The following is a 14,895-nucleotide window of genomic DNA, read 5'->3' on the forward strand; positions in this document are numbered from 1 at the left end:
GCCTTCACCGGCAGGGCCTTCGACGATGAGTTTTCGCGACCGGGGTTTCGACGCTCGGATTTCGCGACCGGCGCTTTCGACGCTCGGGCGTTCGCCGGCGGGACCTTCAGCGCCGTCCGGGCATTCGCGGGCGGGGCTTCCACTGCCGTTCGGGCTTTCAGCGGCGGCGTGAAGGCGTCGCGTTACCCTGCGCGCCCGTCGGGCCGGTGACTGGATCGGTGGCGGCAGTGGGGGCGGCTGAGGAGGAGATGGGGGGCTGCCATCCCAGCAGATCGTCCATCGACTTCAGCATCCGGTCCGAGCTGAGCTTCCCGGCCAGCGACATGGCCGCATCCCGCACCCGGACCGCGACCGGGTTGCGCACCTTGGTGGCCCGGCACACGGACATGCTGCGGCTGACGATCTTCGACGTCCGCTCGAGCCGGGCAGCCGTGTACGCCTCCAGCCCGCCGGCGACATCGCCGTCCACCAGGTGGGCGAGCACGATGGCGTCCTCGATGGCCTGGCAGGCGCCCTGCCCGAGGTTCGGCGTCATCGGATGCGCGGCGTCGCCCACCAGCGCCACCCGGCCGCTGTGGTAGGCGGGCAACGGGGTGTCCAGGTAGTACACGTCGTTGCGGATGATCCGCGCGGGATCGGCGTCACGCAGCAACTGCGGAATCGGGTCGTGCCAGTCGTCGAACCTGCGCAGCAGCTCCGCCCGCTCGTCCTCGTGAACGGCGCCCGCGGGTGACAGGTCGGTCGCGTAGAAGTACACGAGGTCGTCGGCCACCTGGTGACTGCCGAACACCAGCCCCTTGCCCCACGACTCCGAACTCGGAATGCGCAGCCCCGGACTGGGCACCAGCCCCCGCCACGCGGTCACCCCCGAGTACCTGGGGCCGGGGTGCGCGGGGAAGATCGTCCGCCGGGTGACCGAGTGAATCCCATCGGCCGCGACCACCAGATCCGCCACCAACTCCCCGACTCCATCACCGGTTCCAGTACCCGTCCCTGTCCCGGCCCAGGTGTCGGGGAGGCTTGGGTTGTTCGCCGGGGCGGTGTGGACGATGCCCGTCGCCGGGTCCACGGCTGTGACGGCGGTGTTCAGGCGCAGGGCGTCCGGGGCGAGGGCGCCCACCAGGATGTCCATGAGCGTCGCACGCAACGCGACCACCACCGAGTCCCCGTACCGCTCCCGGGCGTTGTCCTCGGTGGTCTGCACCAGCCAGCGTCCGTCAGGACGCCGGATCCCCGCCTGCCCCTGCACCCGGGACAGCGAGCGGAGCCGGTCGCCGAGTCCCAGCGTGTCGAGTGCCTTCAGCGCGTTGGCGGCGATCGCCAACCCCGAACCCACCGGGTCGATCGACTGTGCGCGTTCCAGCACGGTCACGTCCCAGCCTTTGCGCTGGAGCGCGATCGCCGTGGTCAGCCCGCCGACGCCGGCTCCGATCACTACGGCCTTGGGCATTGCAGCCTCCTGCTCGTTAACTACGTCTGTAGTTTCACCATACTACGGCTGTAGTCGGTGTGCACTACCTCTGTAGTATCTGGATCGTGAAACGCTCAGACACCGTCGCCGACGCGGCGATCGCCCTGCTGGCCGAGCGCGGCATGCGCGGCCTGACCCATCGGGCCGTCGACGAGGTCGCGGGCCTGCCGCCGGGATCCACGTCCAACCTGGCCAGGACGCGGGCGGCCCTGCTGGAGCTGACCCTGTCGCGGCTCACCGACCTCGAACACGAGGCGGTCTCCAGCGCGCTGCGTGCCGACGCGTCCGCCTCGCCCGACCTGGCGGCGCTGCTGGCCGAGGCCATCCAGGTGCAGCTCAGCGACCGTAACCGCACGCTCGCCCGGTACGAGCTGGCACTGGAGGCGACGCGCCGGCCCGAACTCCGCAAGATCTACGACGAGGCCGGGCGCCGCTTCCGCGACCCGGCCGTCGGCTTGTTGGCCGCCGTCGGTTCGACGGACCCGCTACGGCATGCGCGGCAACTGGTGGCGTTCGGCGAGGGGCTGATGTTCGACGCGATCGCGGGGGCGGGCAGCGAACCGACCTTCGACGACCTTCGGGAGGCGTTCCGCGAGTTGTTGTCCGGCATGCTCGGCCGCCACTCCTGACGTCCCCGTCCTGTGGCCCTCCGTCCTGTGGCCCTCCGTCCTGTGGCCCTCCGTCCTGAGGTCCCCTCCTGCGGGTTCGCGTCCTGCGGGTTCGCGTCCCCGGGGGTTCGCGTCCCGTGGGTTCGCGTCCCGAGGTTCGCGTCGTGTGGGTCTCCCGTTGTGCGGGTTTCCGTTGTGTGGGGCGGGACGGGTTATGGAGGTCGGTCGTGAGTTGGTGCTCGGGTCATGTGGTCGGGCAGGTGGGGCGGTATTGGAGTTCGGGTAGGTGTCGTCCCCACTCCTCCGGCGAAAGCCCCCCGTACTTCTCACACACCCCCGCCACCGCCCGCCCGAGATCCTTCGGCGCCGCGTGTGCGAGGTCGATCGTGATCACCGTCCCCCGGTCGCTCAGCACGTGCAGCCACCGCCCTCCGTGCACCGGCACGGCCACCGCCGGGCGGTCCACGCCGGCCGCCGGTACCTGCCTGTCCAGCAGCAGCGTCCCGTCCGTGGCCAGCCAGACCCGTACCCGGTCGGCGTCCGTGGCGGCCATGAGCAGGCCGTCGGCGCTGAAGCGCAGGATGCCGGGCGAGGGACGCAGGCGGGCCGGCAGCGTCGGCACCCCGTCCAGGTCGTAGATCTGGATGCCGGTCTCCTCGGCTATCGCCACCCGGCCGCTCGGCGTGAACGTCGTGTACTCCCAGGGCATCCGGTCCAGCCACGGCGCGGGGGTCGTGGCGCCGTCCCGTCTGATCTCGGAGCGTTTGCCGGCGAACACCAGCGACACCTCGTCGCGCGGCCCCACCACCACGTGCTCGCCGGCGAAGACGGCGCGCCTGGCGCGCAGGTCCCACGCCCACCTCTCGCCCGACTGCGGGGCGGCGGCGAACAGCAGCCCGCCGCCGGGGCTGAACCAGGCCGACTGCCCGGGGGTGCTCAGTCCCAGCCCGCGGCCGAACGGCGGGCCGACGGCGGCGCTCCCGGTGTCCCACAGGTACGAGCGGTCGACGCCGACCAGCGCCAGCGTCTCGCCGTCCGGCGACCAGGCCATCGCCCTGATGCTCTGCTCCGGTTCGGACGCCTGGGCGACGATCTCGCGCGAGCGCACGTCGTACACGCGCAGCCGGCCGTCGGTGAGTGCGGCGAGCCGCTGGCCGTCGAGGCTGATCGCGTGCAGCGAGCGCGGGCCCGCGTGCGGGTCGGCGAACACCGACACCGCCGGGTCGGACGCCGCCGCGGTCAGCACCCGCTGGGCCTCGGGGGTGCGGGCCAGGCTCCACGCGGCCAGGCCGAGCTTGCGCGCCGTCACCGGGTCGGACAGCCGCAGCGCCTCCGCCCTGGACGCCGCCACCTTCGCCATGGCCAGGTCCAGACGCCCGTCCGCGGCGCTGTGCTGCAGGAAGGCGACCAGCACCGCGATCGCCGCCACCGACGCGAGCGCCGCAGTGATCGTCCGCCGCCGGCGTCGCGCCCGGCGTCTGGCCCCGGCGAGACCGGCGTCGACGAACGACTGCTCACTCGCGCTCAGCGTCACATGCCTGCGGGCGCTGGCGGCCCAGGCGAGCGTCCGGTCCAGCAGTTCGTCGCGGAACAGGTCGCTCTCGCGGCGTCCGCCGGACTCCCACTCGCGCGCCGCCCGCGCCAGCTCCCTGTGCACGGCCAGGCCGTCGCGCTCGGCCTCCAGCCATTCGTGCAGCCGCGGCCAGGCCCGCAGCAGCGCCGCGGGCGTGATCGTCACCCGCTCGTCGGTGACGAGCAGCAACCCACCCTTCCCGTACGACTCCAGCACCCGCTCGATGGCCGCCGCCTCGTCCGCGGACCGCCCGGCCACCAGGTCCTCGCCGGCCGCGGCGCGTACCGTGTCGGTGCCGTCCGGGTCCAGGTCGACCAGGCGCAGGAAGACCTCCGGCACCAGATCCTGGTCGGCCCGGCTGAGCTGCAGGTAGAGGGTTTCCGCGCGGGCCCCGAGCGGCGGGTCGTCGATCGGCTCCGGCGGCAGCAGGCGGCCCTGCTGCGACGGCGGTGCGTCGAGCAGGGCCATCAGGAGCCTGCGGGCGTCCGGCCGATGTTCGGGGTCGGGCTTGATGGCGGCGGTGACCAGTTCGCGTAACAGGCGGTCGAGACGTTCGCGGCCGGCTAATCGGTCGTGCGCGGCGAAGGCCAGCACCCGTCCCCAGGCCTGGACGTCGTCGGCGGGCACGTGATCGGCGGGCGCGAGCCCGAGCCCGACCAGCCGCGGACCCTCCGCGCCGAGCACGACCCGGTCGGGGGTGAGCCGCCCGTGCACCGCGCCCGCCTCGTGCACCGAGGCCAGCGCGGTGGCCATGGCGGCGGCCAGCCGGTAGAGGTCGTCGGCGGCCAGGTGCCCGTGCCGGTCGACGACCTGGCGCAAGGTCGGCCCTTCGACGTATTCGCTGACCAGGTACGGGGGAGCGGCGTCGAGCCGGGCGTCGATCAGGCGGGCCACCGACAGCGAGCGCACCCGCATCGCGGCCTCGACCCCGGCCCCGGCCCCGGCCGCCAAGGGACCGCCCGCCTCGGGCTCGTCGAGTATGCGCAGCGCGTAACGCGTGCCCGACTCGTCGTACGCCTCGACCTCCCGCCCGCCGTCGCCGAGCCGGTCGCCGAGCCAGTAGCCCCCCAGCCGATCAGTCATGCGGGATTAGATGCCGCCCTTCAGCTAACGGTTCAGGCGCGCCCGGTGCTGCGGCCACTCCTCTTCGAGGATGCCGAAAACCACGGTGTCGCGCCAGGTGCCGTCCTGCCTCTTGCGGTGCCGGCGCAGCGTGCCCTCGTACAGACCGCCGATGCGCTTGATGGCGTTCTGCGACCTGAGGTTGAGCACGTCCGTCTTGAGCATCACCCGGTTGTAGCCGAGCGTGAACGCGTGGTCGATGAGCAGCAGCTTGCACGCCGTGTTCACGGCCGTGCGCCACACCGCCCGGCCGTACCAGGTCCAGCCGATCTCGACGCTGTACTCGAAACCGGGCACGTCGGCGTACGTCGTCCAGCCGACCGCGCGGCCGGTCTCCTTCGAGATCACCGCGAGCGGGACGTGCTGGTCGTCGTCGATCAGCTTGCGCGCCAGCTTGCCCAGTTCCTCCTCGGTACGCGGGGCGGCGGTGAGCCAGCGCCACACCTCGTCGTCCCCGCCTCCCGCGGCGAACAGGTCGGGCACGTGGCCCATGGACAGGGGCTCGAGCCGGACGACCTCGTTCTCGAGCACGACGGGGGCAGGCAACTTCGCGGTCATGCCGCACACCTTATGAGCTGGGCGGAGTCCGGATCAGGGCCACCTTGCCCGGTTTGCGGGGAACCACCTGTCGACAGTCATACCGGCCGGTCGGTAGGGTCGGACGCATGGACTTCGCCTACGACAGCGTCACCGAGGACCTGCGCGAGCGGCTGCTCCGCTTCATGGACGAATGCGTCTACCCCGCCGAGCCCGCCTTCGAGGAACAGGCGGCCGCGAGCGGCTGGAGCCCGCCGCCGCTGATCGACGACCTCAAGGACGAGGCCAGGAAGCGCGGCCTGTGGAACCTGTTCCTGCCCGGCGACCACGGCGCGGGACTGACGAACCTGCAGTACGCCCCGCTGGCGGAGATCATGGGCCGCAGCCCGGCCCTCGCCCCGGTGGCCACCAACTGCGCCGCGCCCGACACGGGCAACATGGAGGTGCTCTCCATGTTCGGCACCGACTGGCAGCGCAAGGAGTGGCTGCGCCCGCTGCTCGACGGCGAGATCCGCTCGGCGTTCGCGATGACCGAGCCCGACGTGGCCTCCTCCGACGCCACCAACATCGCCACCTCCATCGTCCGCGACGGCGACGAGTACGTCATCAACGGCCGCAAGTGGTTCATCTCCGGCGCGATGAACCCCAACTGCAAGATCTTCATCGTCATGGGCAAGACGAACCCGGACGCGCCCTCGCACCGCCGGCAGAGCATGATCCTGGTACCCCGCGACACGCCGGGCCTGGACGTCAAGCGCGGCATGCACGTGTTCGGCTACAGCGACGCCGACCACGGCGGGCACGCCGAGGTCGTCTTCACCGACGTCCGCGTCCCGGCCGAGAACCTGATCGGCGAGGAGGGCGGCGGCTTCGCCATCGCGCAGGCCAGGCTCGGCCCCGGCCGCATCCACCACTGCATGCGCCTGATCGGCATGGCCGAGCGCGCGGTGGAGCTGATGTGCCGGCGCGCGCTGGGCCGCACCGCCTTCGGCAAGCCGATCGCGCAGCAGGGCGTGATCCAGGACTGGATCGCCGAGTCGCGCATCAGGATCGAGCAGTTGCGCCTGCTGGTGCTCAAGACCGCCTGGCTCATGGACACGGTCGGCAACCAGGGCGCGCACACCGAGATCCAGGCCATCAAGATCTCCACCCCGATCACCGTCGAGTGGATCCTGGACAAGGCGATCCAGGTGCACGGCGCCGGCGGCGTCTCGCAGGACTTCCCGCTGGCCGCGCTCTGGGCGGGCGCCCGCTCCCTGCGCCTGGCCGACGGCCCGGACGAAGTACACAAGCGTTCCCTCGCCTACCGCGAACTCAAGAGGTATATGTGAACGAAACGGACATGAAGCAGCGTGTGGCCGCGTTCCTCGGCGAGCACGACCCCGACGGTGACCGGCTGGAGTTCCTGCGTGCCAGGTTCGACGCCGGTCTGGCCTGGGTCTGGTTCCCAGAAGGGCTGGGCGGGCTGGGGGTGTCGCGCGAGCTGCAGCAGGTCGTCGAGCGCGAGCTGGCCCACACACCGCAGCTCAACACCGGCGTCCAGGGCATCGGCCTGGGCATGGCGGCGCCGACGATCCTCGCGTTCGGCACCGAGGAGCAGCGGCGGCGCTTCCTGCGGCCCCTGTGGACGGGCGAGGAGATCTGGTGCCAGCTGTTCAGCGAGCCCGGCGCCGGGTCCGACCTGGCGACGCTCGGCACGCGGGCGGTCAGGGACGGGGACGAATGGGTGGTCGACGGGCAGAAGGTGTGGACGTCCGGCGCGCACCACGCCCGCTGGGCGATCCTGGTCACCCGGACCGACCCGGACGTGCCCAAGCACCGCGGCATGACGTACTTCATCTGCGACATGCACGCGCCCGGCGTGGACGTGCGGCCGCTGCGCCAGATCACCGGTGAGGCCGAGTTCAACGAGGTGTTCCTGACCGGCGTGCGGCTCGGCGACGACCTGCGGCTGGGCGAGGTGGGCGACGGCTGGCGGGTGGCGCAGACCACGCTGATGAACGAGCGGGTGGCCATCGGCGGCGCGCCGGTGCGGCGCGGCGGCGGCATGCTGGCCGCGGTGCTCGACGCCTGGCGCGAACAGCCCGAGCTGCGCACCCACGACCTGCACCAGCGGCTGCTCGCGCTGTGGGTGGAGGCCGAGGTCACGCGGCTGTCCGGGGCGCGGCTGCGCGAGCAGCTGGCGGCCGGCCAGCCGGGGCCCGAGGGTTCCGGCATGAAGTTGTCGTTCGCCAAGCTGAACCAGGCGGTGTCCGGTCTGGACGTCGAGATGAGACGGGACCTGGGCTACGACGACTGGTCGTTCCGGCGCTCGGAGGACGTCGACTTCTACGGCCGCGGCCCCGGCTACCGGTACCTGCGCGCCAAGGGGAACTCGATCGAGGGCGGCACCTCGGAGATCCTGCGCAACATCATCTCCGAGCGGGTGCTCGGCCTGCCCTCCGAACCCCGTATCGACAAGGACGTGCCGTGGAAGGACCTGCCGCGATGACTCTGCTCTATTCCGAGGTCGAGGAGGAGCTGCGGGCGGCGGTGCGCGGCCTGCTCGCCGACCGGTGCCCGCCCGGCACGGTGCTGAAGCGGATCGAGTCCGAGCCGGATCGCCGCGAGCCCCTCGACTCCGCGAGCTCCGTGTACGACCCGGACCTGTGGAAGACGCTGGCCGGCGAGATCGGCGTGGCCGGGCTGCTCATCCCGGAGGAGCACGGCGGCGCGGGCGCCTCGGCCAGCGAGGTCGCGGTGGTGCTGGAGGAGCTGGGCCGGGGCGTGGCGCCGGTGCCGTTCTTCACCAGCTCGGTCATGGCGACGTACGCGCTGGTGCGGGCCGGGGGAGCGGGCGAGCTGCTGGCGGAGCTGGCCGAAGGGCGCAAGACCGCGGCGCTGGTGGTGTCGTTCGCGGCGGGGCCGTACCGGCCGGGGCTGAACTCCTCGGTGCGGCTGGAGGACGGGCGGCTGACCGGGTCGGTGCGCGGCGTGGCCGGGGCCGAGGTGGCGGACGTGCTGCTGGTGCCGTTCGGCGGGCGGCTCTACCGGGTGGAGGGCGCGAGCGTCGAGGTGGTGCCGTCGCTGGACCTGACCAGACCGGTCTCGACCGTGACGCTGCCGGGCCCGGCGGCCGACGTTGGCGCGTGCGACCTGGCCGAGGTGTTGCGGTTCTCCGCCGGGCTGCTGGCCTCCGAGCAGTACGGGATGGCGCAGTGGTGTCTGGACGCGACGCTGGCCTACGTCAAGGAGCGGCACCAGTTCGCCCGGCCGATCGGCTCGTTCCAGGCGATCAAGCATCGGCTGGCCGATCTCTGGCTGGACGTGGTCAGGGCCAGGGCGGCGGCCCGTGGCGCGGCGGCGGATCCGTCCGAGTTGTCGGTGGCGGTGGCCCAGGCGTGGAACGCGGACGTGGCCGTGCACGCGGCGGAGGAGGCGCTGCAGTTGCACGGTGGCATCGGGATGACCTGGGAGCATCCCGTGCATCTCTATCTCAAGCGGGCCAAGGCCGCGCAGATCGCGCTCGGCACGCCGGGCGACCATCGCGAGGCGCTGGCCTCACTGGCCGACGTCCCCGGCCCCGAGGGACCTCAGCAGTAGGTCGGCGAAGTGCTTGCCCACCTGGGCGCCGGTGAGCGGCCCCGCCGCGTGGAACCAGGTGCCCAGGTGGTGCACCGAGCCGAAGAAGTAGTCGACGACCAGCTCGGCCGGGACCTTGTCGCTGAAGACGCCCGCGCGCTGGCCCTGGGCGACCAGGTCGCGGAAGCGTTCGTGGTAGCGGCGGCGCTCGGCGCGCACGTTCTTCTGCGTCTCGGGCGCGAGCAGGTGCATGGACCTGAAGAAGATCTTGGAGTCGTCCAGGTTCGCGGTCGTGGTCTCCACGACGTCGGCGGCGGCCCGGTGCAGGCGCTCGGTGAGCGTGCCGGGACCGTCGGCGATCTGGGTCAGGCGATCCATCTGCATGCGGAGGAGCCGGGCATAGATCTCGTGCAGCAGATCATCTTTTGAGTCGAAATAGTGGTACATGGCGCCCTTGGTGACGCCGGCCGCGAGCACGATCTCCTGAACGGACGTGCTCTCGAAGCCGCGCTCGGCGAACAGCCGAGTCGCCTCGGCCAGCAGCCGCTGCCGTACCGATTCTTCCTTCACTTGGTCCCCCTTGGTCACGCTGCACAGCATACCGACTGGTCGGTTGATGGTCTTGCGGGTTCTAATTCCGTCACCTTAGGCTCCCCTTGGTTCTGTATTGGGTATCAGGTGACCGGCGAGGGATCTTCGGCGTGGCAGATCCTTATGGTTTTCGACTCATTCGGGGAGTTTGCCGTGCCCGGTGGCTCTATCTACGTGCAGCAGGACGCGAAGTTCACGGGAGCGTCCCCGCAGTGGTACTACGAGAAGTACTGGCGCGAAGGGGCGCAGAGCAGACGTAGGGCCAGAGCGGCCAAGGCGGCCGTGGCATTCGTCATCGGGTTCGCCGTCGCGCTCAGGTTCGACCTGGCCGGTGGCGCCGTCTACGGTCTGGTGCTCGCCGTCGCCACGGCCGTGGGTGATTGGTACTACGGCTGGCGGTCGTTCCGCAAGACCGCCGTGTGGCGCGGGCAGCGCCGCGGCGAGGTGATCACCGGCAAACTGCTGCGCCGTTCGCTGGGCAAGCTCGGCTACAGCGTGCTCGACGGACGGGCCATCCGCGGCCAGGCGTCCATCGACCATCTGGTGATCGGCCCGGCCGGCATCTGGATCGTCGACAACGAGTCGTGGGCGCCCGACGTCGAGATCGCCTCGTACAACGGCCGGCTGTTCTTCGGCGAGAAATACGGCACCAAGGTGGCCAAGCCGCTGGTCGACACCGCCGAGGCGTTCGCCGAGCTGCTGACCAGGGAGACCGGCATCCCGGTGACGATCGCGCCCATGCTGGCCGTGCACTGCGGCCTGCTGCCGCGCGGCGGGCTGCTGATGGCCGAAGGGCTCACGCTGCTCAAGCCCGGCCTGGCGGCCAAGGTCGTCCGCGCCGCCGAGGGCGTGGCGTACAGCAGGGAGCAGATCGAACTGCTCACCCGCACGGCGGCGCGGGAGCTGCAGAAGGCGGCCTGATCAGGCCAGGGTCTCGATGAACGCGGTGAGCTGGGCGACGTTGCGGCACTCGTGCATCGGCACGACCGAGGCGTAGTCGCTCGCCACCGAGTCGCCGGTGTCCCACTGCCGCCGCGGCTCCGGGTTCAGCCAGTACGCGTGCCGCGACCGCGACACCAGCGACTTGAGCGTGTCGAGCGCGGGCGGCTGGTAGTTGGACCTGGCGTCGCCGAGGATCAGCAACGACGTCCTGGGGCCGATCGCGTCGGCGTACCGCTCGGCGAACCGTTCCAGCGCGTGGCCGTAGTTGGTGCGGCCGAACCTGACCATGTCGGCCTCGTTCGCCAGCCGGGTCATGGCCTCCACCACGTCCGCGCCGGGCACGAAGAACCTGGTGATCTCGTCCACGGTGTCGACGAAGCCGAACGCGCGCACCTTGGTGAACTGCTCTCGCAGCGCGTACGTGAGCAGCAGCGTGAAGTGCGCGAACGACGAGACCGAGTCGCTGGTGTCACAGAGGATGACCAGCTCCGGCTTGTGCGGGCGGGGCGGCTTGAAATGGGTGGTCAGCGGCACGCCGCCGCTCTGCAGCGAGGCCCGCATGGTCCTGCGGAAGTCCAGCCGGCCGCGCCTGCCCTTCCTGTGCTTGATCGTCAGCCGTGCGGCCAGCCGCCTGGCCAGCGGGTGGACCTCCCTGCGCAGCCTGGCCAGGTCGGCCTTGGTTACGCGGAGGAAGTCGATCTGGTCGAGCGGCGGGCGGACGGCCGAGCGGGCGATGCGCTCGATGCCCGAGTCCTCGGCGATGCGGCGGCGCACGTCGGTGGCCACGGCGTCCTCGAAGCGCTTGATGCCGGCGTTCACGCGCTGGCGGGCGGTCTTCTCGGCCAGTCCGCCGCGCTCCCGCCCGGCCAGGACCTGCTGCAGGATGCGGGCCATCAGGGTCTCCGGCGACAGGGCGCGCAGGACGCTGTAGGAGAACCAGTTCTGCCGGCCGGGGCCGGCCTCCTGGCGGCCGAAGCGTTCGACCATGGCCTGGGCGAACTCCCGGATCTCCGCCTCCGTGCCCTCGGTGAGGAGGTGGGCCAGGTAGTCGCGCAGGTCGGGGAGCGGCGCCTGGTCCGGGTTCACCGGGCGTTCCTGACGCTTTCCGTACCTGCCGGACGTGGCGGCCGGGAACCAGAGGTCGAACAGCACGTCGAACCCGGGCCGGTAGGCCGGCTTCTTCACCAGCGTGGCCGCGTAGGCGGCGCGCAGCGACTCGCGGTCGATCAGGTCGATCACCGCCAGCGCGCGGGCCGCGTCGAGCCCTTCGGCCAGCGACACCGGCACCCCCGCTTCACGCAGCGCGTGCACGAATCCCACGTGCCTGTCGACCAGCGACATCAGCCCAGACCCAGTTCCTTGATCGCACGGGTCTGGTCGGAGACGTGCTTGAGCACGACCCCGAGCGTGCCCGCCACCGTCGCCTCGTCCAGGTCCTCGCGGCCCAGCGCCAGCAGCGTGTTGGCCCAGTCGACCGTCTCGGCCACCGACGGCGCCTTCTTCAGCTCCAGCGACCGCAGCGTGGCCACCGTCCTGGCCAGCTGCTCGGCCAGGTCGGCGCGGATCGTCGGCACCTGGCTGAGCACGATGTCGCGCTCGCGCTCCGGCGTCGGGTACTCGATGTGCAGGTAGAGACAGCGCCGCTTGAGCGCCTCGGACAGCTCGCGCGTCGCGTTCGAGGTCAGCACCACGAACGGCTTGCGCACCGCGCTGATCGTGCCCAGCTCCGGGATCGTCACCTGGAAGTCCGACAGCAGCTCCAGCAGCAGGCCCTCGACCTCGACGTCGGCCTTGTCCGTCTCGTCGATGAGCAGCACGGCCGGCGACTCGGACCTGATCGCCTTGAGCAGCGGGCGTTCCAGCAGGAACTCCTCGCTGAAGATGTCGTCGTCGTCGCTGGTGGCCTGGATGCGCAGGAGCTGCTTCTTGTAGTTCCACTCGTACAGGGCGCGGGCCTCGTCCAGGCCCTCGTAGCACTGCAGGCGGATCAGCTCGGCGCCGGTGGCCAGCGCCACCGCCTTGGCCAGCTGCGTCTTCCCCACGCCCGCCGGCCCTTCGACCAGCAGCGGCTTGCCCAGCGCGGCGGCCAGGAACACCGAGGTGGAGATGGCGTCGTCGGAGAGGTAGTCCACGGCGGCGAGCCGCTCGGTCACTTCGGCGGGCGAGTCGAACATCAACGCTCCTGTCTGCGGGCCGGAGGGCCGGTGGCCTGCGGGGCCTCCGGGGCCGAACTTTATTCTAGCCTCACCGGCTCCGCGGAAACCGATTCGACCTACATGCGGAGTACCGGTATATTCCTCTCTGCAAGCGCCGCTAGCTCAGTTGGTCAGAGCAGCTGACTCTTAATCAGCGGGTCCGGGGTTCGAGTCCCTGGCGGCGCACCGCACCGAAACCCCAGCTCAGTGAGCTGGGGTTTCTTGGTTTTCGAAGGGCTCCGGCGGGGTTGAGCCGCTCGACCGGGAGCAGCATGTCCCGATCCGGATGACCGGCGCCGGAGATTGTCTGAAGTGGCGGACCCGGGCTGGCAGACAATCCTCCGTCTGCTGAAACTGATCTCCGGCCCCTGGAACCGAGCACGTTCGTCGTCGACGGAGGTCGCATCGGGGGTGATCGTGCTCGACCACGGCCGCGCAATCCACGACAACTCCTCAAGGGGAGGGCGACACGTTGCGGTTCAGGTTGCTAGGTCCCACGCAAGCGATGTCCGACGACGGACGGGAGATCCGCCTCGGGCCGGCCAAGCAGCGGTCCGTGCTCGCGATGCTCCTGTCGGACGCGGGCGAGGTAGTCCTGGGTGACCAGCTCGTGGATGGGCTGTGGGGGGCGGCCGCGCCTCCGGGGGCGCGGGGCACCCTGCACTCCTACATCGCCCGGCTGCGCGGGGTCCTGCACGCGGGCGGAGTCGAGCTGGAACGCCACGCGGGCGGTTACCTGCTGCCGATCGAGCCGGAGCGGGTCGACCTGCACCGTTTCCTGCGGCTCGTCGACGAGGCGCAGGTCGTCCACGAGGGCAGGCAGGCGACGGCGCTGCTGCATGAGGCCCTCGACCTGTGCCGGCACGAGCCTCTGGCGGGCCTGCCCGGCCCCTGGGCCGCGGGCGCCCGGGTCCGGCTCGGCGAGGTACGGGTGGCCGCTGCGCTCCGCTACCACGAGATTCAGCTCGACTCCGGACACGCGGAGCGGGTCGTGGCGCGCATCCACGAGATGGCGCCGGCCCATCTCCTGGACGAGCGGCTGGCCGCCCAGCTCATGACGGCGCTGTGCCGATGCGGGCGGCAGGTGGCGGCGGTGCGGGTTTACGAGGAGTTCGCGGAGCACCTGGAGAGCCGGCTCGGCGTCACCCCTGGACCGGAGTTGCGCACCCTGCTTCAGCAGATCCTGCTGGCCCACCCCGAGTCGACGAGCTCGAAGACGACCCGCGCGCCGGGCGGCGGCGGCCCGTTCCAGCTTCCCGCCGCGCTCGCCGACTTCGTCGGCCGCGAGCCGGCCCTGCGCGAGCTGTCCGGGCATCTCCTCGCCGGCCGCGAGCACGGCGTCGGCATGGCGGTGATCTCGGGCCCGGCCGGCGTGGGCAAGAGCGCGCTGGCCGTGCACGCCGCCCACCGGTTGCGCGACGCCTTTCCCGACGGCCAGCTCTACGTGGACCTGCACGGGCTGGACCCGCGTCCCGCCGACCCCGCCGCCGTACTCGAACGGTTCCTGCGGGCGCTGAACGTCGATCACCGTTCGATCCCGGACGGTTTGGAGCCGCGCGCCGAGATGTACCGCGCCCTGCTCGCCGGGCGGCGGATGGTCGTGGTGCTGGACGGCGCCGCCGGCGAGGCGCAGATCCAGCCGCTGCTTCCCGGTACGCCCGGCTGCGCGGTCGTGGTGACCAGCAGGTACCGGCTGGCGGGGCTACCCGGGGCGGGAAAGTGGCACCTCGGCATGCTCACCCGCGATCAGGCGCTGGAACTGCTGAGCAGGATCGTCGGGCACGAGCGAGTGTCACGGGAGCCGGAGCCGTCGGCTGCCCTGATCGAGCGATGCGCGGGACTGCCACTGGCCGTCCGGATCGCGGGGGCCCGCCTCGCCGCCCGCCCGCACTGGCCGGTCCGGCACCTGGTGGGCAAGCTGTCCGGCCCCCGGCGCTGCCTCGACGAGCTGAGCCACGGCCCGGCCGACGTGCGTGCGGCGCTGGCCGCGGCCTACCGGCTGCTGGACGCGCCGGCCCGCCACCTGTTCCGGCTGCTCGGACTGGTCGAGGCGCGGCCCTTCCCGGCGTCGGTGGCCGCCGCGCTCGTCGGTGCGGCCCTGCCCGCGGTGCACGACACGCTGGCCAGGCTCGTGGACCTCTGCCTGCTCGACGCGTCGGCCGACGACGCCGGAGAGATCAGCTTCGAGATGCACGAGCTGACTCGGGCGTACGCGCGGGAGCGGGCCATGACCGAGGACCCCGCACTTGAACGGACCCGCGCCCTGGCCCGGGTGCCATCGCATCCGGCCTGACG

Annotated in this window: 12 protein-coding genes and 1 tRNA gene; 7 read left to right on the plus strand and 6 right to left on the minus strand. The window is 71.5% G+C overall.

What is annotated here, in order from left to right:
- Nucleotides 1-157: 157 nt before the first annotated feature.
- Nucleotides 158-1,450 carry an FAD-dependent oxidoreductase gene (locus HII36_RS25995; RefSeq protein WP_173525863.1) on the minus strand — a complete coding sequence of 431 codons (1,293 nt, stop codon included), beginning with the start codon at nucleotides 1,448-1,450 and terminating at the stop codon, nucleotides 158-160.
- 86 nt (nucleotides 1,451-1,536) lie between these two features.
- On the opposite strand from HII36_RS25995, the gene HII36_RS26000 reads away from it, so the two are divergent.
- Nucleotides 1,537-2,100, plus strand: a complete 564-nt coding sequence (locus HII36_RS26000) for a TetR/AcrR family transcriptional regulator (RefSeq protein ID WP_328807896.1) — start codon at nucleotides 1,537-1,539, stop codon at nucleotides 2,098-2,100.
- 223 nt (nucleotides 2,101-2,323) lie between these two features.
- Here HII36_RS26000 and HII36_RS26005 read toward each other — a convergent pair whose 3' ends face one another.
- Both HII36_RS26005 and HII36_RS26010 read right to left on the minus strand, forming a co-directional pair.
- Nucleotides 2,324-4,735 carry an nSTAND1 domain-containing NTPase gene (locus tag HII36_RS26005; protein ID WP_173525864.1) on the minus strand — a complete coding sequence of 804 codons (2,412 nt, stop codon included), beginning with the start codon at nucleotides 4,733-4,735 and terminating at the stop codon, nucleotides 2,324-2,326.
- A 24-nt stretch (nucleotides 4,736-4,759) separates the two neighbouring features.
- A complete protein-coding gene (locus HII36_RS26010; protein ID WP_173525865.1) occupies nucleotides 4,760-5,332 on the minus strand; it encodes a GNAT family N-acetyltransferase in 573 nt (190 codons plus the stop codon).
- 107 nt (nucleotides 5,333-5,439) lie between these two features.
- Here HII36_RS26010 and HII36_RS26015 point away from each other — a divergent pair, with 107 nt between their 5' ends.
- From HII36_RS26015 to HII36_RS26025, 3 genes are read left to right on the plus strand one after another with little or no spacing between them, the layout of a single operon-like run.
- On the plus strand, nucleotides 5,440-6,642 hold the full coding sequence (locus HII36_RS26015) for an acyl-CoA dehydrogenase family protein (protein ID WP_173525866.1): 1,203 nt from the start codon (nucleotides 5,440-5,442) through the stop codon (nucleotides 6,640-6,642).
- An 11-nt stretch (nucleotides 6,643-6,653) separates the two neighbouring features.
- Nucleotides 6,654-7,802 carry an acyl-CoA dehydrogenase family protein gene (locus HII36_RS26020; RefSeq protein WP_173525867.1) on the plus strand — a complete coding sequence of 383 codons (1,149 nt, stop codon included), beginning with the start codon at nucleotides 6,654-6,656 and terminating at the stop codon, nucleotides 7,800-7,802.
- Nucleotides 7,799-8,893: an acyl-CoA dehydrogenase family protein gene (locus tag HII36_RS26025; RefSeq protein WP_173525868.1), complete on the plus strand. Its 1,095-nt coding sequence runs from the start codon at nucleotides 7,799-7,801 to the stop codon at nucleotides 8,891-8,893. The genes HII36_RS26020 and HII36_RS26025 overlap by 4 nt, the downstream gene beginning before the upstream one ends.
- Here the strand turns inward: HII36_RS26025 and HII36_RS26030 are convergent.
- Nucleotides 8,852-9,472, minus strand: coding sequence for a TetR/AcrR family transcriptional regulator (locus HII36_RS26030; protein WP_173525869.1), 621 nt, complete (start codon nucleotides 9,470-9,472; stop codon nucleotides 8,852-8,854). The two genes, HII36_RS26025 and HII36_RS26030, sit on opposite strands and share 42 nt — an antisense overlap.
- A 144-nt stretch (nucleotides 9,473-9,616) precedes the next feature.
- On the opposite strand from HII36_RS26030, the gene HII36_RS26035 reads away from it, so the two are divergent.
- A complete protein-coding gene (locus HII36_RS26035; protein WP_173525870.1) occupies nucleotides 9,617-10,384 on the plus strand; it encodes a nuclease-related domain-containing protein in 768 nt (255 codons plus the stop codon).
- Here HII36_RS26035 and HII36_RS26040 read toward each other — a convergent pair whose 3' ends face one another.
- Entirely contained in the window at nucleotides 10,385-11,746 is a 1,362-nt protein-coding gene (locus HII36_RS26040; protein ID WP_173525871.1) for a vWA domain-containing protein, read from the minus strand.
- The gene (locus tag HII36_RS26045; RefSeq protein ID WP_173525872.1) at nucleotides 11,746-12,579 is read right to left on the minus strand and encodes an AAA family ATPase; all 834 of its coding nucleotides are present in this window, start codon (nucleotides 12,577-12,579) and stop codon (nucleotides 11,746-11,748) included. Before HII36_RS26045 ends, HII36_RS26040 begins: the two co-directional genes overlap by 1 nt.
- 133 nt (nucleotides 12,580-12,712) lie before the next feature.
- On the opposite strand from HII36_RS26045, the gene HII36_RS26050 reads away from it, so the two are divergent.
- Together HII36_RS26050 and HII36_RS26055 are read left to right on the plus strand one after the other, a co-directional pair.
- A tRNA-Lys gene (locus HII36_RS26050) sits at nucleotides 12,713-12,786 on the plus strand.
- Between the two features lie 319 nt (nucleotides 12,787-13,105).
- On the plus strand, nucleotides 13,106-14,893 hold the full coding sequence (locus tag HII36_RS26055; RefSeq protein WP_173525873.1) for an AfsR/SARP family transcriptional regulator: 1,788 nt from the start codon (nucleotides 13,106-13,108) through the stop codon (nucleotides 14,891-14,893).
- The last annotated feature ends 2 nt before the right edge of the window (nucleotides 14,894-14,895 follow it).

The organism is Nonomuraea antri (assembly GCF_013283785.1).
Classification (GTDB): domain Bacteria; phylum Actinomycetota; class Actinomycetes; order Streptosporangiales; family Streptosporangiaceae; genus Nonomuraea; species Nonomuraea antri.